The sequence below is a fragment of the Methylobacterium sp. EM32 genome (assembly GCF_040593685.1).
Taxonomy (GTDB): domain Bacteria; phylum Pseudomonadota; class Alphaproteobacteria; order Rhizobiales; family Beijerinckiaceae; genus Methylobacterium.
On sequence record NZ_JBEXZS010000267.1, the window covers coordinates 33,216 to 52,856 of the forward strand.

Here is a 19,641-nt window from a genome sequence, read left to right on the forward strand (position 1 = left end):
GGTGACGGCCCGCCACCGCGGCGCGGCAGGCAATCACCACGCGGCGTGCGGCTTCAGCCCCCGCACCCGCGCCACCGCCAACTCCAACTCCGGCCATGCCGGCGCGTCCGGCGCGTAGCGGGCGCGGGTATAGGCGACGACCTCCGCCACCTGCCGGTCGGTGAGGGTGTCGCGGAAGGCCGGCATCGCGGCGGGCGCCGCCGAGGGGTCGGGAGTGGGGAAGCGCTCGGCGGCGGCCGCGACGCCGTTGAGCACCGCCTGGATCAGGTTGTCCGGATGCGCGCTGTGGACCGCCGTGACGAGGCCGAGCGGCACCAGCTCCCCGCCGACCCCGCCCTCGTGGCAGGAGGCGCAGGCGCCCTGGAACAGGGACGAGGCGCTGGCCGGCAGTGCGGTCGCGGCTGCCGCGATGGGGCCGGGTGCCGCCCGGGCGAGGCTCGCGAGGTAACTCGCCATGGCGCGGATGTCTGAATCCGGCAGGGGGCTCAAGGAGGCGACCACGTCGGCCATCGGGCCGGCGGCACTGCCGTGGCGGGACGAGCGGCCCGTCCGCAGGTAGGCGAAGAGGTCGTCCTCGGTCCAGGGCAGGGGCGCGCGGGACAGACCCGCCAGCGCCGGCGCCTCCCAGCCATCGGCGTAGCCGCCGGTGAGGCGCGCCCCGCCCCGGCTCTCCGCCCCGAGCGCGTTGCGCGGGGTGTGGCAGGCGCCGCAATGGCCGAGCGCCTCGACGAGGTAGGCGCCGCGATTCCAGTCCGGGCCGCGGGCCGGATCGGCGAAGGTCGGGGGACGGTGAAACAGGGCGTTCCAGCCCGCCATCAGCGGCCGGAGGTTGAACGGCGCCCGCAAGGCGGTCTCGGGAACCGCCGCCGCTACCGGCGCTTGCGCCATCAGGTAGGCGTAGAGCGCCTGAAGGTCGCGCTCCGAGATGCCCGAAAAGCTCGTATAGGGATGGGCCGGGTAGAGGTGGTGCCCGTCCCGCGACACGCCCTCCCGCATCGCCCGCGCGAAGGCGGGGTAGGACCAGGCGCCGATGCCGAGGCCCACATCCGGCGTGATGTTCGAGGCGTAGACGAGGCCGAACGGCGTCTCCAGCCCGCGCCCGCCGGCGAAGGACCGGCCGTCGGGCCCGACATGACAGACGAGGCAGGCGCCCGCCGCCGCGACGAGGCGGCCTTGCGCGATGGTGGCGGCGGAATAGGCCGCAGGGTCCGGCCGCTCGATCGACGGATAAGCCGGGCGCCAGGGCAGGAGGGTGGTGGCAAGGGCCAGCGCCCCGGCGCCGGCCCCGAACAGGCCAGCGAGGAAGCCGCGGCGGCGGCGCGGTGCCGCAGAATCTTCGCGCGAATCGTCGGGCCCGGCGATCCGCGGCGGGTTGAGGGCGGCGCGGACCGTCTCCGCGGTCAGCGGGAGTTCGCGGAACCGGATCCCGGTGGCGTCGAACAGGGCGTTGGTGATCGCCGCCGCACTCGGCACCGAGGCGGATTCGCCGGCCCCGAGCGGCGGCTGGTCCTGGCGCGGCAGCATCAGGACGTCGATCTCGGGCACCTGCGGGAAGGCGAGGATCGGGTAGCTGCCCCATTCGCGGCTCGTCACCCCGGTGGCGTCGAAGCCGACCGATTCCTTGAGGACCCGGCTCGTCGACTGGATGACGTTGCCGTGGATCTGGTGGCGCACTCCGTCCGGGTTGATCATCAGCCCGGAATCCTGGCCCACCACCACCCGGGTCACCGCGACCTCGCCGGTGACCCGGTTGACCGCGACATCCGCCACCCAGGCGGCCCAGGCCGCGGCCTTTCCGGGGAACGGCCCGTGGACGTAGACCGCGTAGGCGAAGCCCCGCCCGTAGAGGATGTCGCCGGACCCGCCATGGCTGCCGGGCACCGTGTGCGGCACCCATCCCGCCCGCTCGGCCACGGCGCGCACGAGGTCGGCGGCCCGGGGATCGGGCAGGTAGCGCAGGCGGTACGCGATCGGGTCGACGCCGGCGGCGGTGGCGAGTTCGTCGATGTAGGATTCGTGCGCGAAGGTGTTGGGCAGGGCCGAGACGCCGCGCATCCAGGAGGCGCGGGCGATCGGCGGCATGTCGTGCACCGTCACCCGGGCGTGGCCGAAGGCGTAAGGCGGCACCGCCGTGCGGTCGCCCATCGGGTACACGGCGGGCGTCGCCGACACCTTGCCGGTGAGGATCAGCGCGAGGGTCGGCGCGCCGTTCGAGGGGTAGCGGGTCTCGAAATCGTAGGCCGCCGGGCCGCCCTCGGCGTCGAGGCCGCCGCGCACGTCCATCACCTGCGCCGCGCCCTTCGGCTCCCAGGCATGCTCCTGCTCGCGGGTGAGCTGCACCCGTACCGGCCGGCCGACCGCCCGGGCGAGGAGGGCGGCATCGGCCGCGACGTCGTCGGCGCAGTTGCGGCCGTAGCAGCCCGCCGCCTCGTGGCGCTCGATCGCGATCCGCTCTTCCGGCATGTCGAGGAGGAGCGCGAGGTCGCTCTGCAGGACGTGCGGGTTCTGGGTACCGGACCACACGACGAGATCGCCGTCACGGAACTCGGCCACGGCGCAGGACGGGCCGATCGAGCCGTGCATCTGGTAGGGCCAGACGTAGGTCCGGTCGAGCCGCGCCTCGGCGTGGGTCAGCGCCCGCTCGACGTCGCCGCGGTCGAGGAGCCTGCGCGCCGTGGCGGGGTTGGCGCGCAAGGGCGCCTCGGGCCGGTTGAGGTCGGGGAGGTCTTCTCCGGGCCGCCAGGTCACGGACAGGCAGCGCGCCGCTTCCGCGGCGTTCTCCTCGCGCGCGGCGACCACGCCGACGAAGTCGCCGACGACCACCACCGCGACGAGGCCGGGGATGTGGGCGACCGAAGCCTCGTCCACCGAGACGAGCATGCCGCCCAGACCCGTCTCGATGCCGGCACAGGGCGGCCGGACGACGCGGCCATGGACCATGCCGGGCACCCGCACGTCGTGGACGTAGGTCCAGGCGCCGACCGCCTTCTCCGGGATGTCGACCCGCGGCACCGGCCGGCCGACGATGGCGTAGTCGGCCACCGGCTTCACCGCCGCGTCGGGATCGAGGGTCAGCTCGGTCCGGTTCCCCCGCACCAGCGCGCCGTAAGCGACGCTCAAGTCCGGCTCCGCCGCGACCCGGACGGTGCCGGCCTCGACGACGAGTTCGGCGACGCCGCGGTTGAGCCGGCGCGAGGCCGCCTCGACGAGGTGGCGGCGGGCGGTAGCGGCGGCCTGGCGCAGGGGAATGGCGGCGATCTGGATCGTCTCGCTCGCGATGGTGCCTCCCTGGTCGGGAGCGGTGGCGGTGCTGCCGAGCTCCATCGCAACGGAGGACAGCGGCACGTCCAGCTCCTCGGCGACGATCTGGGCCAGGGCCGTGCGGATGCCGGTGCCGAGATCGACGTGGCCGTTGAAGGCGGTGACCCGGCCCTCGGCATCCACCGCGAGGTAGAGCGCACGCTGCGGTCCCACGGCCAGCGCAGCACCCGGCGCGTCGCCGAGGCGGGGCGGGCGGCCCATCGTCTCGCGGTAGACCAGCAGCAGGTCGTTCGCCTCCTGCCAGCGGCGACGGTCGGCTGCGGGATCCCGGGTCATGCCTCGTCTCCCTGGGATCCGGATCGTGCGTGGTTTCGCATCCGCGAGGCTGCGGCCCGCACGGCGCGCAGGATCTCGATATGGGTGCCGCAGCGGCACAGGTTGTTCTGGAGGCCAGCTCGGATCTCGGCCTCGCTCGGGTCGGGGTTGGCCGACAGGAGCGCCACCGTCGTCATGATCATGCCGTTCAGGCAGTAGCCGCATTGCGCGGCATTCTCGGCGATGAAGGCCTCCTGCACCGGGTGCAGCCGTCCGCCTTGCGCCAGCCCTTCCAGGGTGGTGATCCGGCGTCCGATGGCGGCGCGTAAGGGGATCGCGCAGGAGCGCAGGGCCCGGCCGTCAACCAGCACCGTGCAGCTGCCGCACTGGCCGAGGCCGCAGCCGTATTTCGGGCCGTTCAGTGCGAGGTCGTTGCGCAGGACGTAGAGGAGGCGGGTGCCGGGGGCGGCCTCCACCGTCACGCTCCGGCCGTTGACGGTGAGCGCGTGGCGACTCGCCGCCAGCCGCGCGTCGTTGGCGATCGGCCGCCGATCGTCCTGCATGAGGTGCCTGTCCCGCCCCGGCCCCGGCTGTCCCGCCGGCTGCCGCTTGTTCTCACAGATTTCGGCGGGGACCGGAACCCCGCCGCGCCCGTCGCGGCTTGCAAGAGCTTGGCCAGACGGGCCGAGCAAGGGGACGACGGCTGCGGGATGGCGGATCGTCGCGGCGGCCCGTTGGTACGAAAGGCAATCGTTCGCAAGCTGCGAGTCCGCGTGGTTCACCCAACAGTATTGATCACCTCCGGGACACTCCGGGCCGCGCAGCGAAGCCCAGCATCCAGACACGCAGGAGAAACAGAACGACGCGGAACGTCCTCCGCATGATTCTGAGCCATCCGCGGTTCTGGATTCCGGGCTCCGCTGCGCGGCACCGGAATGACCCTGAGATTATTCATCCTGTCGCAGCCGATCAAATTAGCTTCTGACATCTAAAAAATATAAAATTGATTTTACCATAGTCTTGAGCCCAATTTGCGACTTAAATTTGTTAATGATTTACAGTTAAATCAATGTAAAATTTCATAAAAACAATCAATCATCATGATATTGGAGGATAGAGAGTGTCCAGCGAACTCACCCAAAGCGGTATGCCGGAAGGCGAGTCCGACGTCGCTGCACCCGATGCAGGCGATGCCGGGACCGGCAGCATCGCCGTCGGCGAGGATGGCGTCGCGGTCTCGGTCGCGGAGGCCGAGAGCGTCCCCGACCCGGCGCCACCGAGCATGTTCCGCCCGACCATGCGCGACGTCGGCGCCTCGGCCTCGGAGGTCGGCACGCCCGTCGCGCCGCGGCCGCTGATGCCGGTGGCGCCCGTCGACAACGAGGCCGCGCCCTGCACCGAGCCGGACGCGGCGGCCGACCAGGCCCTGATCCTTGGCCCGTCGGAGCCGCAGGACACCGGCACCACGGGCCCCGTCGCGGAGGTGGAGGGCGGCACGCCGGCCCTCGCGCCGACGGAGGTCCTGGCCGACGGCACCAACCTGTTCGGCGACCGGGCGGCGATGTGGTCGGGCGATCCGTCCGAGGTCGGGACGGGGTACGGCCTCGATCCGGTGCACGAGGAGGTCTGCCTGTGCGACGAGGTCACCCTGGCGGCCGACGAGACCGCCTGATGCCCTCGCTCCGGCGCTGATCCCGCCGGGGTGGGGAGCGGGGAGACCGCCGCGGCCGACGGTCTCCCCGCGCAGGACGATGCCGCAGGCCGCGGGCGAAAGACGCCGCAGGCCGCGGGCGCTTGCGGAGCGCCCCGCCTCCGCTACCTCCCCGAGACTTGAGGGGGTATGTCGATGCAGCAACGCTGGCCGGACCGGATCTGGATCGTGCGGCACGGCGAGAGCGCCGGCAACGTCGCCCGGGACGCCGCGGATGCGGCGGGACACACCCATATCGACATCGCCGAGCGCGACGTCGACGTGCCGCTGAGTCCGCTCGGCGAGCGCCAGGCCGCGGCGGTCGGGCGATGGTTCTCCGAGAAGCCGCTGTCGGAGCGGCCCGACGTGGTGCTGACCTCGCCCTACCGCCGGGCCGAGTCCACCGCCCGGCTGATCCGCGATGCCGGCGGCGTCGCCGACCCCCTGCTCGACTACGTCGCCGACGAGCGCCTGCGCGAGAAGGAGTTCGGCATTCTCGACCGGCTCACCCGGGAGGGCATCACCCAGCTCCATCCCGAGCAGGCCGAGTTGCGCCGCCTCCTCGGCAAGTTCTACCACCGGCCGCCGGGCGGCGAGAGCTGGTGCGACGTGATCCTGCGGCTGCGCAGCGCTCTCGACACGGTTTCGCTGCACTATGGTGGGCGGCGCGTGCTGGTGGTGGGCCATCAGGTCGTGGTGCTGTGCCTGCGCTACCTGCTCGAGGGGATGACGGAGGACGAGATTCTCCAGATCGACCGCGAGGGCGATGTCGCGAACTGCTCGGTCACCGAATACGCCTTCGACCCGAACCGCGGCAGCAGCGGCAAGCTCGTGCTGCAGCGCTACAACTTCGTCGCGCCGCTGACCCGGGCCGGCGCCCCGGTGACGGCGGAGCCCGACGCCACGGGAGCCGCCCGATGACAATTGAGATCACCGCCGAGGTCCTGCGCGGCCTGCCCCTGCCGGACCCGTCGGGTGGCAGCAAGGAGGCGCGCGGCAGCGCCCTCGTCGTCGCCGGCTCGGTCGAGGTGCCGGGAGCGGCGATCCTCGCCGGCACCGCGGCGCTCCGGGCCGGCGCCGGCAAGCTGCAGATGTCGATCGCCGCGAGCACGGCGCCGCACGCCGCGCTCGCGGTGCCGGAGGCCCTGGTGGTGCGCCTGCCGGAGGGGGAGGGCGGCCATGTCGACCACGCGCAGGCCGCCGAGGTGCTGCTGCCGCGCACCGAGCGGGCCGCCGCAATCCTGATCGGCGCCGGCATGGCCGCGGGCGAGCCGACCCGGGCGCTGACCGCCGCCCTCCTGACCGGTCCGGCGGACGGACCCTTCGTCCTCGACGCGGCGAGCATCGACGGATTGTGCGAGCAGGCCGACGCGGTGCGCGCCCGCGGCGGCCGGGTGGTGATCACGCCGCATGCCGGCGAGATGGCCCGCTGCCTCGGCTGGGAGCGCGACGCCGTCGAGGCCGATCCGCTCGCGGCGGCGCGCCGGGCCGTCGACCTCCTCGGCGCCGTCGTGGTGATGAAGGGGGCCGAGACCTGGATCGTCGATCCGGCGGGCGGTGTCCGGCACTATCGCGGCGGCGGCGCCGGGCTCGCCACCTCGGGCTCGGGCGACGTGCTCGCCGGGATCATCGTCGGGCTGCTCGCCCGCGGCACGAAGCCCGCCGAGGCCGCGGCCTGGGGCGTCTTCCTCCACGGCGAGGCGGGGCGGCGCCTAGCGCAGAGGGGCGGGCCGATCGGCTTCCTGGCCCGCGAGCTGTCCGGCGAGGTGCCCGGGCTGATGCGGGACGTGGCGGAGGGGGCGATCTGAGCGGGTGAACCGGGACGCCGCCCGGGGGTTGACGGCCGACCGCTTCCGCACGGACAGGCCGATGATCAGACTCACCCTCGCGCTCGCCCTCACGCTGGGTGCCCTCGGCGCCGCCGCGGCCCAGACCGCCCGGGTGCCGCCGGCGAGCGACGCCGTCGGCGCGCCGGGCCCCGGCATCGGGACGAAGCCACCCACCTCGCGCCCGACCACCAACCTGCCGGGCAACCCGAGCGGCAATTCCGTGCCCGGCACCAATCCGGGCGTGTGGATCGGCGGCAGCCCGACCGCGGGCCCGCCGGGATCGGGCGGCACCGCGGGCGGGCCGGCGGCGGGGAACCGCTGAGGCCGGAGACCGACGGCCCCGCGCCTCAGGCCTCCAACCACCCCCGCAGCAGCGCGCTCGTCTCGTCCGGCCGCTCCAGCGGCGGCAGATGCCCGCATTCCGGCAGGACGTGCAGGCGCGCGCCGGCAATACCCTGATGGATCTCGCGGGCGAGCGCCGGGGGCGTCAGCACGTCGTCGGCGCCCACCGCCACCAGGGTCGGCACCCGGATCGTCGCCAGGACCGGGCGGCTGTCGGGCCGGTCGAGGATCGCGCGCTGCTGGCGCAGGAAGGCGGCGCCGCCGACCCGCTCGGCCATCGCCTTCACCGCCTCGCCCACCGGCCCGTGCACGTGCGAGGCGTGGACGAGCCGCGGCAGCAGGCGCGTCGTCACCCCGGCGAAGCGGCCGACCTTGAGCTGGTCCATGCCCTGCCGCCGCGTGGCGGCGCGCTCCTCGTTCTCCGGCGCGGCGGCGGTATCGAACAGGGCGAGGCGGGTGACGCGCTCGGGCGCCTGGCGCAGGATCTCGAAGGCGACGTAGCCGCCCATCGACAGGGCGACGAGGCCGAAGCGCGGCGGCGCGGCGGCGAGGGTCCGCCGCGCCATCGCCGCGACGCTGTCGTCGAGGGTCAGGTCCGCCACCGCGGCGGCGGCCCGGTCGGCGAGCGCGTCGATCTGGGCGCGCCACAGAACCGCGTCGTTGAGGAGGCCGGGCAGGAACAGCAGCGGGGCGAGATCCGGGGTCATGCTCGCCCCTATGGCCGGATCTCCGGTTCGGCGCCACCGGGCTTTTTCTCGGATAGCGAGCCCGGCGGCGCCCGATCAGTACGACCGCGGCATGCCGAGCACGTGCTCGGCGATGTAGGACAGGATCAGGTTGGTGGAGATCGGCGCCACCTGGTAGAGCCGGGTCTCGCGGAACTTGCGCTCGACGTCGTATTCCTCGGCGAAGCCGAAGCCGCCGAAGGTCTGGATGCAGGCATTGGCCGCCTCGAACGAGGCGTCGGCGGCGAGCATCTTGGCCATGTTGGCCTCCGCCCCGGGATTCGCCCCGGCCTCGTAGAGGCGAAGCCCCTCCTGCACCATCAGCTCGGCGGCGCGCATGTTGGCGTAGGCCTTGGCGATCGGGAACTGGATGCCCTGGTTCTGGCCGATCGGCCGGCCGAACACCTGGCGCTCGCGGGCGTAGGCCGACGCCTTGGCGATGAACCACTTGGCGTCGCCGATGCACTCGGCGGCGATGAGCAGCCGCTCGGCGTTCATGCCCGACAGGATGTAGCGGAAGCCCTTGCCCTCCTCGCCGACCAGGTTCTCGGCCGGCACCTCCATGTTGTCGAAAAAGACCTCACAGGAATTGTGGTTCATCATCGTGCGGATCGGCCGGATGGTCAGGCCGCGGCCGAGCACCTGCCGCATGTCGACGATGAAGGTGGAGAGCCCGTCGGTCTTCTTCGCCACCTGGTCGCGGGGCGTGGTGCGGGCCAAGAGCAGCATCAGGTCGGAATGCTCGGCCCGGCTGGTCCAGATCTTCTGGCCGTTGACGATGAACTTGTCGCCCTCGCGCCGCGCGGTGGTGCGGAGCGCCGTGGTGTCGGTGCCGCTTGTCGGCTCGGTGACGCCGAAGGCCTGAAGCCGCAGGCGTCCGGCGGCGATCTCGGGCAGGTAGCGCTCCTTCTGTGCCGCCGTGCCGTGCCGCAGCACCGTGCCCATCGTGTACATCTGGGCGTGGCAGGCCGCGCCGTTGCAGCCGGAGCGCTGCACCTCCTCCAGGATCGCGGCAGCGGCCGAGAGCGGCAGGCCGGAGCCGCCATACTCCTCCGGGATCAGCACCGAGAGGTAGCCGGATTCGGTCAGGGCGTTCACGAAGTCGGTCGGGTAGGCGCGGTCAGCGTCGAGCCGGCGCCAGTACTCGTCGGGGAAGCGGGCGCAGAGCTTGGCGACCTCCTCGCGGATCTCGGGGTGCCGGAGGGCGTCGGTCTCGGTCATCGGGCGTCTCCATCCTGATCCTGGCGCGGCGCTCGCGCGGGCGCCGTCTCGTCGGTTCGTCGCCATCAGGCTTACACAATCCGCGGCCGCGGGTGTCATGCCGTGAGGGCCTGTCTGCTATCACGGGCCGAGCCTGCCACCATCAGCCGAGTCTGCCACCGGCCAGGTCTGCCACCGGCCGAGTCCGTCGACGGCCAAGTCCGTCACCGACCAAGTCTGCGACGACAGTCCATGCCGGGCGGCCTTGCCCCGCGGGGCGGCATGGCTTGTATTTATTCCTGCGGGCCACGGCGCGGCGAAGCGGCGAGCCATCGGACGAGGACCCACCCGGCGAGGATCCATGCGGCAGGACCCGATGCGGCACCAGGCGATGCGGGCGGCCGATCCGTTCTTCGCCCCGGCCGATTTCCTCCGGCTGACCGAGACGGCCGGCCTGACCGGAAGCTGGGCCTGGCACTTTGCCTCGGACCGGCAGAGCTGGTCGCCCGGCTTGTTTCGCCTGCTCGGGCTCGACCCCGCGCGGACGCGGCCGAGCTACGACCTGCTCACCGCGCTCGCCCATCCCGACGACCGCCCCAACCTGGCGAGCGCCGCCGACCTCGTGCAGGGCCACGCCCTGCCCGAGCACCAGGTCCGGATCGTGCGGCCGGACGGGACCCTGCGCACGCTCACGATGCGCACCGAGCTGCACCTGACCGCGGAGGGTCGGCCGCGGGCGGCCGCCGGCCTCGTCCTCGACGTGACCGACTCGGCGGCCCTCATGCGGCTGCGCCGGATCGACCAGCGCCAGCGCAGCGCCTGGTTCGCCGCGGCCCGCGTGCTGTTCGTCCCCGTCGACCTCGACGGGCGCTTCCGCTTCCCGCCCGAGGCGGCGCAATTCGCCGGACGCCCGATCGAGGAGCTCGACGCCGATCCCTTCGCCGACGTGGTGCCGGAGGAGCGCGCGGCGTTCCGCGAGAGCGTCGCGCGCCGCGCCGCCGGAGGCGTGTTCCAGGCCGCGCCGCTGCTCCACCACCGCAACCGGCAGCCCGAGCGGTACCGCGTGCTGTCCGTCCCGGTCCATGACGAGCGCGGCCGCCTGGTCGAGCGCCACGGGCTCGTCTACCCCGCCGCCCTCGCCGCCCCCCTGACGGCGCCCGAGCCCCTGCGCGGGGGCCTGGAACAGGCGGTGGCGGGCCACCACCTGCGCGCCGCCCGGGCGCTGCTCGACTGGTCGATGACGGCGCTGGCGGAGGCGAGCGGCCTGTCGCTCTCGACGGTGCGGCGCCTCGAGGAGGACGCCGAGGGCAACGGCGCCCGCTCCCGCCACAAGGCGATCGCGGCCCTGCGCGGCGCCGGCATCCGCTTCGTCGTCCTCGACGACGGCGAGGTCGCCGTCGCGCGGTCGTGATCTCGCGTCAGGGGGCGGCCGCGGCGGAGCGGGGCGGGGCGAGCAGCCCGGCCCCGAGGAGGCGCTCGACCGCGAGCATTGCGCCGGCCGAGGAGAAATGGCCGGTATCGGCATAGAGGAACGTGTCGCCCTGGGCGAAGGGGCAGGTGTCGCCCGCGCAGAGGGCGGCGCGCGGATCGACGAAGGTCGCGCCCGCCGGCAGCGCCGCCCGCAGGGCGTCGTTCAGGGAGCCGGTCTCGACCGGGCGCCAGCGGCCGGCGGCGTGCGGCGGGTCGCGGCGCTGGTGATAGGCCATGAAGGCCGGGTCGAGGGGGAATTCCGGCGAATGCCCGACGACGTGGACGCGGGCCCCGAGGGCGGCGACCTGCGCCACCGTCTCGCGCAGGCGCTCGGGCACGGAGCGGTCGCGCTGCGCCCCCCAGCGGGCCGCCAGCACCACGTGGCGGATCCCGAGCCGGCGGATCAGCGCCAGGGCGTTATCGTTGAAGGCGCGGCAATGCGGCACGACGTGCGAGGCGGTGCCCAGAATCGGCTGGCACCCCGCCGCCGTGTACTGGACGAGGCGGCCGGGCAGCCGGTCGGCGTGGTGGATCAGGCCGGGCACGTAATGCGCCGCGAAGCTGTCGCCCCACAGCAGCACGCGGTCGTTCAGCGCCATGCCGTCCCCGCCCGCGGTGCGGGTGCAGCCCTCGGGGTCCCAGGCCTGCCAGGTCTGGTCGGCGAACAGGAAGCAGGTGCGGTGGTTCCAGGTCTCTGTGCCGGGAATCGACCGGAGGCGGAAATCCGGGAAGCGCCCGGGCAGGCCGCCGCTCGTCACCCCGGCCCAGCCGAGGCCCGCCATCGCCAGGGTGGCGAGGAGGCTAGATGCGAAGACCGGGCCGAGCCGCCGCGGCCGCGCCGGGACCGGCCGGTGCGGCCGCCGGAAGGGCTGCTCGACGAAGCGGTACGACAGGGCGGCGAGGGCGAGCGTCGCGGCGATTACCGCGGTGGTCTCGGGAGTGGTGAAGTCGCGCATCAGGGCGATCCGGCCGAGCACGATCAGCGGCCAGTGCACCAGGTAGGCCGAGTAGGAGATCAGCCCGACGGCGACGAGGGGCGGGAGCGCCAGCAGGCGGGACGCTGCGGCGGGGCGGGACCCCCGCGTCTCGCCGAGGCGGATCAGCAGGGCGGTGCCGAGGCAGGGGGGCAGGGCGCCGGCGCCGGGAAAGGGCGTGGCGTCGGTGTAGAGGAGCGACGGCGCCAGGATGCCGGCGAGCCCGGCGAGGCCGGCGAGCTGACGCAGGACCGGATGGCCAAGGAGCGGCGGCAGCGGGCGCGCCGTGCCCTGCGGCGCCATCGCCAGCAGGGTGCCGACGAGGAGCTCCCAGGCCCGGGTCGGCAGCAGGTAGAAATTCGCCGTCGGCGCGTAACGGCCGGCATAGAGGCTCAGACCGAACGACAGGAGGGCGACCGCCGCGAAGGGCAGCCAGAGCGGCCGCATCCGCAGGCGCACCAGCAGCAGCAGCGACACCGGCAGGACGCAATAGAACTGCTCCTCGACCGACAGCGACCAGGTGTGCAGCAGCGGCCGGTACAGTGCCGCGGCATCGAAATAGCCCGAGGCGCGCCAGAAATAGAGGTTCGCCACCGACAAGGCCGAAGCCGCCGCGCTGCCGGCGTAATCCTCGAGCTGCGGCGGCAGCAGGAGCCAGTACGCCGCCAGCGAGGTCAGGGCGAGGGTCGCGACCAGGGCCGGCAGGATGCGCCGGATGCGCCGCGCGTAGAAATCTGCGAGGTGGATGCCGCCGCCGGCCGCCTCCCGCATCAGCCCGCGGGCGATGACGTAGCCGGAGATGACGAAGAACACGTCGACCCCGACGAAGCCGCCCGGCATCCAGGGCACGCCGACATGGTAGAGGATCACCGCCAGCACGGCGACGGCGCGCAGGCCGTCGATGTCGGGCCGATAGCCCGCGGCCATCGCCTGCCCGCTCACAGCAGTTTGCATGGTTCGCGCCCCCGAATGACGGCCCGTGATCGTCGTCCTGCCATGGATGATGACGCTCGCTCTGGTCGAGCGAAGTTGTTCGAGCAGGTTTCTGACGTGTGCGGACGTTTTTCCATCCCTCGACAGTCACAATTTAGAAAAAACGCGGACAGGATGCAGTGCATCCTTTGTGGGTAGGGGTTGCGGCGACTGTCGATCGTCGTTGAGGCGGGGCCGGAGGCGCCGGTCGGGAGTCTCTCCGCTTGCGACGAGGCGGAGTATTCGGACTCCTGGCGGTACTGGCCTGGCAGCGAAACAGGCCCGCTCTCGTCCGCGCGGCGGCATTCGGGACCGGGAGCCGGGTCCTCGTGCAGTAAAGCTCAGGTTGGTGCGCCAGACGCGCGCCGGTCGAGGTCTGGTCCGGGCCGTCGCGGTCCCCGCGCGGGATCTTCGCTCCCGATTTCCCGCTTCGGTTAAGACGAGGACATCTTGCGGCACGTCGCGATCGACGAGCTTGAGCGGTCCGGCGTCCCGCGGCGGACTCGGACGGGGACGGAATTGCGCGGGGCGGCCGGACGGAACCGGCCGCCCGCGCGCTCATCCCCCGAAAGGCGCAAGGCCTCTAAGCATCATTCGCCGAAGTGGTCACCGGTTCGGCGACGAAAATGATGCAAAAATAAGGAACTAAGCAGAGTTGCCCTGTGCAACTCTGCTTAGAAATCGGCGTGCAGGCGGGTGCCGAAGAAGTTGGCGGGGCCGCGGTCGCGGTTATAGGCGGGGTTCACCACCAGCTGGTAGTTGAACGACACCGTCACCGCCTTGGTGAGGCTGAGCGCGTAGTAGGTCTCGAGGGCGCGTTCCGTGCCGTAGTTCAGGCGCCCGTCGCCGATCAGCAGGCCCAAGCCCCCATTGGCGAAGAACGCCCGGTGCGACGGCGACAGGCCGTTGATCGCCGCGCCGATGCCGAGCGTGTCGCCCGGCCGCTCCCAGGCGGTGCCCTTGAGCGAGAGCCCGCCCGACAGGCTGCGGTCGACGTCGGTGAAGGACAGGCTCTCGTTGCGCCCGTCGGAGACGCTGGCCCGGGCGAACAGGCCGAGATCCGGCGTCAGCGCCTGTTCCAGGTTGATGTAGGCGCCGGTCTTGCGCCGGGGCCGGCGCGTCGCGGCCGCCGCGTCGTTGATGTCGTCGTAGATCCCGCTCTGGGTCAGGCCGACGACCTGGCGGTAATTGGCGGTGTTGCCGACATTGCTGAACAGGCCGATGCGCAGCTTGCCCGGCTGGTCGAGCCCCGGGAGGACGTGGCGCTCCTCGAACTCGATGTTGGTGCCGGCGCGCTCGAACACCCGCGGGTCGAGCACGTCGTTCGAGGGCTCCTTCGGCACCTGGGTGTAGGCGGCGCGAATGGCGAATTCCGGCCGGTTGTACTCGACCATCACGCCTTGGGTGAATCCGGGGAGGTTGGCCGGGAAGTCCCAGGCCGAGGAGCCCCAGATCGACCAGTTCATGAAGTCGACCCGCGGGTCGTGGGCGTAGACGTTGCCGTCGAAGAAGTCGCCGAGCGCGAACTTGCCGGCCACCACCGAGATCCGCTCGACGTCGCGGGTCATCGCCACCTGGTTGACACCGTCCGGCACGTCCTCGGTGGCGCCGCCGAGGCCGAAGGTCTGGCGGATGAAGTAGCGGTTCGAGCGCAGTTTCGGGAACGGCGCGCCGGCCTTCTGGGCCTCGCCGTTGACGAAGCCGGCGACGCCGAGGGTGCGCGACAGGCCGAATCCCTGGGAGAACTCCGGGTTGTAGTAGAGCTCGGTGCTGTCGGTCAGCTTCACGCCGAGGAACAGGGTCGCGGTGGTGGTGGACTGGACCTGGTTTCCCACCAGGCTGTTCTCGCCGCGATAGGGCGCGCGGAAGCCCGGCACGCCCTGCATCACGAAGGTGGTCTGGCCGTGGAAGGAGTAGCGGCCGGTGTCGCGGCTCGCCGGGGCGTCCTCGGCCACCTCCGCCGGCAGCTTCAGGCCGTAGGGGTACCAGGACAGCCGCGCCATCATCTGGTGCGAGGAGAAGGCGGCCTGCGTCGTCACCGGGCCGAGGCCCGGCACGTTCCCTAAGTCGAAGCGGCCGGAGCGGCCGAGATCGACGTAGCGGTAATCGAGGCCGAGCGCGAGGTTCGGGGTGATGGCGTATTGCACGCCCGCACCCAGGGTGAAGCCGAGGAACGACAGGTCGCGTCGCGCGCTCGCCACCGCGCCCGTGGCGAGGTCCGGATAGGTCGCGAGCACCCGCGCATTGGCTCCGGCGAGCCCGAAGGTGGCGTAGACGAGATAGCTCTCGAACGAGTAGCCGAGGCGGGCGCGCAGCGCGCCGTAGAGGTCGGTCTTCCCCCGGATCACGCTGAAGGGCGGATCGACGTCCTCGTAACCGAAGCCGACCGCATTCGAGGGCACCGGGCGCTTGAGGTTGGCGCCGTAGAGGTCGGCCTCCAGGCCGTAGAGATACGGCCCCGTCTGCCAGTTATAGCCGCCGAACAGCCCGCCGACCGCCGTGGTGGCGGTGCGGCCGGTATCCGAGCGCCGCGTCGAGTCACCGCTTTGGAAGGCCGGGATCGGCTGGCCGCCGATCGTGCTCGGCCCGAAGCGGTAATTGCCGAACGAGGCGCCGGCGCTGCCCTCGATCCCGAGATACGGACCGGACCAGTCGACGAAGGTCGGGGTGGCAGGAGCAGCCGGGGTGGAGAGAGCGGGAGGGCGCAGGTCGGCCGCCTGCGCGAGGCCCGCGCACAACCCGAGAGCCACCCCGATTCCCGCTCCGCCCGTCCGCCGCATCGCCCACGTCCCCCGTCGTTCCGGGGCCAGGTATAGCCAATGCTATATTCCTGGCAACCGGCCACGCTTGTCTGGGGATGGCGTCTACGGTTTCCGTGACGGTAATGTCACGGCCGCGCCGTCATGACCGGATTCTCACCGTTCAGCAGCCCGCGGGCGGCGAGGTTGCGCATCAGCGCCGCCGCCCCGAAGGTCCAGGGCTCGCAATCCTGGCAGTGGCGCATGCGGTTGACCAGCGCCCCGAGGCTAGGAGAGCGGATCACCACCCGGTCGCCGACCTTGTGGGTGAAGCCCTGGCCCGGGGCGCCCCGATCCTCGACCGGCGCGAACATCGTGCCGAGGAAGAGCACCGCGCCGTCCGGGTACTGGTGGGTCCCGCCCATCATCGCATCCACCAGGTCGGCCGGGTCGCGGCTGATCTCGGAAAGCGGCGAGGTGCCGGCGAGCCGGAACCCGTCCTCGCCCGTCACCTCCAGGCTCACCACCGTGCGGCGGACATGGTCGAGGCTGAACGTCTCGTCGAACAGCCGCACGAACGGCCCGAGCGCGCAGGAGGCGGCGTTGTCCTTGGCCTTGCCGAGCAGCAGGGCCGAGCGGCCCTCGAAGTCGCGCAGGTTGACGTCGTTGCCAAGGGTCGCCCCGACAATGCGCTGGTCGGAGGCCACCACCAGAGCCACTTCCGGCTCCGGGTTGTTCCACTGCGAGCCCGGATGCAGGCCCGCCTCCTGGCCGCAGCCGACGGAGGAGAGCGGCTGCGCCTTGGTGAAGATCTCGGCGTCGGGACCGATGCCGACCTCGAGGTACTGGCTCCAGGCGCCTTGCGCCACCAGCACGCTCTTCAGCGCCATCGCCTCGGGCGAGCCGGGCTTCAGCCGGCGCAGGTCGTTGCCGACGAGGCGCCCGACCTCGACCCGGATCGCCGCCGCGGCGTCCGGGTTGCCGCGGGCCCGCTCCTCGATCACCCGCTCCAGCATCGAGACCGCGAAGGTCACACCGGCGGCCTTGACCGCCTGAAGGTCGATCGGCGCCAGGAGCCAGGGCTTGGCGGCGTCGCGGGTGTCCGGCGGCGTGTTGGCGAGCACCGCGTCGAGGGGAGCGATCGTCTCGCCCGCCGCGCCCCGCAGGGCGCTCGCCGGGTCGGGCGTCTCGCACAGGTCGCGGATGGTCGGGAAGGCGCGGGTGATGTCGACGAGTTCCGGCTGCCCGTCGGCGCCCGGCCGCACCGCGACGGTGCTCGGGCCGTTCAGCTCCGGCCGCCAGACGCGGCCGGCGAGCGCGCCGGCGAGGCCGTCCTCCGGCAGGATGGCGCGGGCGTCGTAAGCGTCGAGAATCGGCTGCATGGTCTGGTCTCCTCCCGGGGCCGGCGCCCGTTCGGCGGGCGCGCGGCGTCGGGTTGAGACCTAAGCCGATCGGGTGCGGCGGGAAAGCGGATCCTGCCGGCTTCGCCCGATGGAATCGACGCTTCGCGGTCAGGCCGCGTCCGGGCGGCAGGCCAGGGCCTGCCGGAGCGCCTGCTCGGCGGGGACCGGGCGGCCGAGATGGTAGCCCTGCACGAACGGGCAGCCGAGAGTTCGCAGGGTGGCGAGGTCCTCGGCGGTCTCGACGCCCTCGGCCACCACTTCGAGGCCGAGCGCCCGGCCGAGGCCCAGCACCGCCTGGACCAGCCCGCGCTTGTCGTCGGACTCCGACAGGCCGGTGACGAGGCTGCGGTCGATCTTGACCCGGCCGGCCCGCAGCTGGCGCAAGGACGCCAGCGACGAGTAGCCGATGCCGAAATCGTCCAGCGCCACCCGGATCCCGGCGCGGGAGAGGGCCGCGAGCTTGCCCTGCACCGCCTCGATGTCGAGGGCGGTCTCCTCGGTGATCTCGATCTCGAGGAGGGCGGGGCCTAAGCCCAGCGCCCGCAGGCGGTCGAGCACGATCTCGTCGACCGGGATCTGCGCCATCTCCCGCGGCGAGACGTTCATCGCCACCCGGATGTCGGGCACGCCGCTGGCCCGCAGGGCCTGCATCGCGCCGCAGACCTGCTCCAGGATGAAGCGCAAGAGCGACTCGGTCAGGCCGGCCCGGGCGGCGGCGGCGACGATCTCGCCGGGCGGGATCCAGCCGTGGACCGGGTGGTTCCAGCGCACCAGGGCCTCGAGGCCGGCGACGCGGCCGCCGCCCTCGCCGAAGATCGGCTGGAACCAGACCGCCAGGCCGTTCTCGGCGAGCGCGTGGGAGAGGTCGCGCTCGCTGTCGCGCCGCATCTCCAGGCGCCCGCGCAGGCCCTCGTCGAAGATCCGGACGCGGTTCCGCCCGGCGGCCTTGGCGGCGTAGAGCGCCTCGTCGGCGCAGGTCAGCATCTCGGTCAGGCTCGGCCCGTGGGCGTGGCACAGGCCGATGCTGATGCCGAGGCGGCCGGTATCGAAGCTCTCGAACGGCTCGACCACCGCCTGGATCAGCGCCGATGCCAGGTCTGCGGGCGCCTGGCCGGCGGCCGGATCGTACAGGATTGCGAACTCGTCGCCGCCGAAGCGGGCCGCCAGCGCCTCCGCCGGCAGGGTCCGGCGCAGGCGCCGCGCCACCTCGATCAGCACCCGGTCGCCGGTCGAGTGGCCGTAGACGTCGTTGACCGACTTGAAGCCGTCGAGGTCGAGCAGCATCAGGCAGGGCGCCGGCCCCGGATGCCGGATCCGCGCCTCCGCTCCCTGCGCGAAGCCGGCCCGGTTCATCAGCCCGGTGAGGGCGTCGTGGGTGGCGCGCCGGCGCATCTCGTCGGCCAGCGCGCTCGCCGCCGCGTGCGCCTCCTGGCGGGCGCGGGCGAGCGCCGTCGCCTCGTTCTTCAACCGGGAGGTGCGGCGAAAGCCCCGCTCGGTCTCGACGGCGCTGCGCAGGAGCGCCGCCAGGTAGAGCAGGACCGTGAAGGCGAGGCCGATCCGGTCGATCCCGCCGGCATAGGCGAGGCAGCCCGCCACCGTCAGGAGCGGCGGCGTGATGAAGCTCGCGGGAATCGCCGCATAGGCCATGCCGTGGGTGACGGCGCCGGCGGTGATGCCGCACACGACCACGAGGTAGAACAGGGTCTGCGGCGCGGTGTAACCGTCGCACAGGAGCGCCACCAGGGACCAGACCAGACCCGACAGGAAGGCCGCCAGGGTGGCGAGGCGCAGGTGCCGGTCGATCGCGCGGGCGCCGGCCCGGGCCTGCTCGGGCGGCGCGTCCTCGGGGACGGCGAGGCCGGCGCACGATGCCCGGCACAGGCCGAAGCGAGTGAGGTTGACGACCGACGATGCCGCGAACCAGGCGAGGCCGGCGGCGGCGTGTCCCGCCTGCGCGGCGACGAGGGCGCTGGTGGCGCCGAGGATCGCGTTGACCGGCATCGCGTGCTGCACGCTGCGGCGCACTGCATCGAGCTGATCGCGCCGGATCGAGGCGCGCAGATCCGGGCCGTCGCCCGGCATGTCGGAGCCCGGTCCCTGGCTGCCTGGTCCTGACATGTCACCTCGGCGGGTCAGCCCTGCTGCCGTAACAGCGGATGGTAAAGAATCGCTGACCACGGTCCGGGTCAAGCCGGCCGGGGTCAAGACGGCCAAGGTCATGGCATCCATGGTCGTGGTACCCGAGCGCAGCCCGCTCCCGCCGCTCCCCGTCGCGCGCTGCCGTGGCGGAACGGTGTCCGAGCCTGGCGGTTAATTGCATCGCGAGAGCGCGAGGAGACATCATGCGGAACGTGGCGAAGGCGGCTGTAGTGGCGGTCGTGACGCTGATGGGCGTCGGCGCGGCCGAGGCGAAGGGCTGCATCAAGGGCGCGATCATCGGCGGCATCGCCGGGCATTACCTCGCCGAGCGCGGCGTCGTCGGTGCGGTGGCGGGCTGCCTCGCCGGCCGGGCGCTCGCCAAGCGCCGCGCCCAGCGCGACGTCGATTACGGCGCCCGCGTGCGCCCGCGCGACGGCTACGGCCAGGCCCGGGGCTACAATTACTGAGGCCAGGATTACCGAGGCTCGGCGTCCGGCGGTCTCCCGACCGCCGGAGGCCTAGCCCTCGATGGACGAGCGGCGAATCCGCCGGCGCGGCGATCCGTCCCGTGCCGGCGCGTCCG

Annotated in this window: 14 protein-coding genes; 6 read left to right on the top strand and 8 right to left on the bottom strand. The window is 72.6% G+C overall.

Annotated elements, in window-relative coordinates; translation table 11 throughout:
* Nucleotides 1-33 precede the first annotated feature (33 nt).
* Entirely contained in the window at nucleotides 34-3,597 is a 3,564-nt protein-coding gene (locus tag ABZT49_RS33320) for a molybdopterin cofactor-binding domain-containing protein (protein WP_355292774.1), read from the bottom strand.
* Nucleotides 3,594-4,139: a (2Fe-2S)-binding protein gene (locus ABZT49_RS33325; protein WP_355292776.1), complete on the bottom strand. Its 546-nt coding sequence runs from the start codon at nucleotides 4,137-4,139 to the stop codon at nucleotides 3,594-3,596. Before ABZT49_RS33325 ends, ABZT49_RS33320 begins: the two co-directional genes overlap by 4 nt.
* A 557-nt stretch (nucleotides 4,140-4,696) precedes the next feature.
* On the opposite strand from ABZT49_RS33325, the gene ABZT49_RS33330 reads away from it, so the two are divergent.
* The 4 genes from ABZT49_RS33330 to ABZT49_RS33345 all read left to right on the top strand — a co-directional run bounded on the left by ABZT49_RS33330 (nucleotide 4,697) and on the right by ABZT49_RS33345 (nucleotide 7,417).
* A complete protein-coding gene (locus ABZT49_RS33330; protein WP_355292778.1) occupies nucleotides 4,697-5,248 on the top strand; it encodes a hypothetical protein in 552 nt (183 codons plus the stop codon).
* A gap of 174 nt (nucleotides 5,249-5,422) precedes the next feature.
* A complete protein-coding gene (locus ABZT49_RS33335) occupies nucleotides 5,423-6,187 on the top strand; it encodes a histidine phosphatase family protein (protein ID WP_355292779.1) in 765 nt (254 codons plus the stop codon).
* Entirely contained in the window at nucleotides 6,184-7,074 is an 891-nt protein-coding gene (locus ABZT49_RS33340; RefSeq protein ID WP_355292781.1) for an NAD(P)H-hydrate dehydratase, read from the top strand. The genes ABZT49_RS33335 and ABZT49_RS33340 overlap by 4 nt, the downstream gene beginning before the upstream one ends.
* A 61-nt stretch (nucleotides 7,075-7,135) precedes the next feature.
* Nucleotides 7,136-7,417 (top strand): hypothetical protein, encoded by a 282-nt coding sequence (locus tag ABZT49_RS33345; protein WP_355292782.1) that lies wholly within the window; start codon nucleotides 7,136-7,138, stop codon nucleotides 7,415-7,417.
* Between the two features lie 25 nt (nucleotides 7,418-7,442).
* On the opposite strand, the gene ABZT49_RS33350 is transcribed toward ABZT49_RS33345, so the two are convergent.
* Both ABZT49_RS33350 and ABZT49_RS33355 read right to left on the bottom strand, forming a co-directional pair.
* Entirely contained in the window at nucleotides 7,443-8,144 is a 702-nt protein-coding gene (locus tag ABZT49_RS33350; RefSeq protein ID WP_355292784.1) for an alpha/beta fold hydrolase, read from the bottom strand.
* A 75-nt stretch (nucleotides 8,145-8,219) separates the two neighbouring features.
* Nucleotides 8,220-9,383: an acyl-CoA dehydrogenase family protein gene (locus ABZT49_RS33355; protein ID WP_355292786.1), complete on the bottom strand. Its 1,164-nt coding sequence runs from the start codon at nucleotides 9,381-9,383 to the stop codon at nucleotides 8,220-8,222.
* 340 nt (nucleotides 9,384-9,723) lie between these two features.
* Between ABZT49_RS33355 and ABZT49_RS33360 the strand changes: the two genes are divergently transcribed.
* Nucleotides 9,724-10,773, top strand: a complete 1,050-nt coding sequence (locus tag ABZT49_RS33360) for a PAS domain-containing protein (protein WP_355292788.1) — start codon at nucleotides 9,724-9,726, stop codon at nucleotides 10,771-10,773.
* 7 nt (nucleotides 10,774-10,780) lie between these two features.
* Here ABZT49_RS33360 and ABZT49_RS33365 read toward each other — a convergent pair whose 3' ends face one another.
* The 4 genes from ABZT49_RS33365 to ABZT49_RS33380 all read right to left on the bottom strand — a co-directional run bounded on the left by ABZT49_RS33365 (nucleotide 10,781) and on the right by ABZT49_RS33380 (nucleotide 19,037).
* Nucleotides 10,781-12,733 carry an acyltransferase family protein gene (locus tag ABZT49_RS33365; protein ID WP_355292789.1) on the bottom strand — a complete coding sequence of 651 codons (1,953 nt, stop codon included), beginning with the start codon at nucleotides 12,731-12,733 and terminating at the stop codon, nucleotides 10,781-10,783.
* A 719-nt stretch (nucleotides 12,734-13,452) separates the two neighbouring features.
* Nucleotides 13,453-15,588, bottom strand: a complete 2,136-nt coding sequence (locus tag ABZT49_RS33370; protein ID WP_407943631.1) for a carbohydrate porin — start codon at nucleotides 15,586-15,588, stop codon at nucleotides 13,453-13,455.
* A 77-nt stretch (nucleotides 15,589-15,665) separates the two neighbouring features.
* Entirely contained in the window at nucleotides 15,666-16,898 is a 1,233-nt protein-coding gene (locus ABZT49_RS33375) for a fumarylacetoacetate hydrolase family protein (protein WP_355292793.1), read from the bottom strand.
* 129 nt (nucleotides 16,899-17,027) lie between these two features.
* Nucleotides 17,028-19,037 carry a putative bifunctional diguanylate cyclase/phosphodiesterase gene (locus tag ABZT49_RS33380; RefSeq protein ID WP_407943627.1) on the bottom strand — a complete coding sequence of 670 codons (2,010 nt, stop codon included), beginning with the start codon at nucleotides 19,035-19,037 and terminating at the stop codon, nucleotides 17,028-17,030.
* 224 nt (nucleotides 19,038-19,261) lie between these two features.
* Between ABZT49_RS33380 and ABZT49_RS33385 the strand changes: the two genes are divergently transcribed.
* On the top strand, nucleotides 19,262-19,525 hold the full coding sequence (locus tag ABZT49_RS33385; RefSeq protein WP_355292795.1) for a hypothetical protein: 264 nt from the start codon (nucleotides 19,262-19,264) through the stop codon (nucleotides 19,523-19,525).
* Nucleotides 19,526-19,641 lie beyond the last annotated feature (116 nt).

Coding starts and splice junctions, on each gene's coding strand:
- ABZT49_RS33375 (WP_355292793.1), bottom strand. CDS start 16,898: ATGCAGCCGATTCTCGACGCTTACGACGCCCGCGCCATCCTGCCGGAG.
- ABZT49_RS33335 (WP_355292779.1), top strand. CDS start 5,423: ATGCAGCAACGCTGGCCGGACCGGATCTGGATCGTGCGGCACGGCGAG.
- ABZT49_RS33350 (WP_355292784.1), bottom strand. CDS start 8,144: ATGACCCCGGATCTCGCCCCGCTGCTGTTCCTGCCCGGCCTCCTCAAC.
- ABZT49_RS33345 (WP_355292782.1), top strand. CDS start 7,136: ATGATCAGACTCACCCTCGCGCTCGCCCTCACGCTGGGTGCCCTCGGC.
- ABZT49_RS33385 (WP_355292795.1), top strand. CDS start 19,262: ATGCGGAACGTGGCGAAGGCGGCTGTAGTGGCGGTCGTGACGCTGATG.
- ABZT49_RS33320 (WP_355292774.1), bottom strand. CDS start 3,597: ATGACCCGGGATCCCGCAGCCGACCGTCGCCGCTGGCAGGAGGCGAAC.
- ABZT49_RS33380 (WP_407943627.1), bottom strand. CDS start 19,037: ATGTCAGGACCAGGCAGCCAGGGACCGGGCTCCGACATGCCGGGCGAC.
- ABZT49_RS33325 (WP_355292776.1), bottom strand. CDS start 4,139: ATGCAGGACGATCGGCGGCCGATCGCCAACGACGCGCGGCTGGCGGCG.
- ABZT49_RS33340 (WP_355292781.1), top strand. CDS start 6,184: ATGACAATTGAGATCACCGCCGAGGTCCTGCGCGGCCTGCCCCTGCCG.
- ABZT49_RS33365 (WP_355292789.1), bottom strand. CDS start 12,733: ATGGCCGCGGGCTATCGGCCCGACATCGACGGCCTGCGCGCCGTCGCC.
- ABZT49_RS33360 (WP_355292788.1), top strand. CDS start 9,724: ATGCGGCAGGACCCGATGCGGCACCAGGCGATGCGGGCGGCCGATCCG.
- ABZT49_RS33355 (WP_355292786.1), bottom strand. CDS start 9,383: ATGACCGAGACCGACGCCCTCCGGCACCCCGAGATCCGCGAGGAGGTC.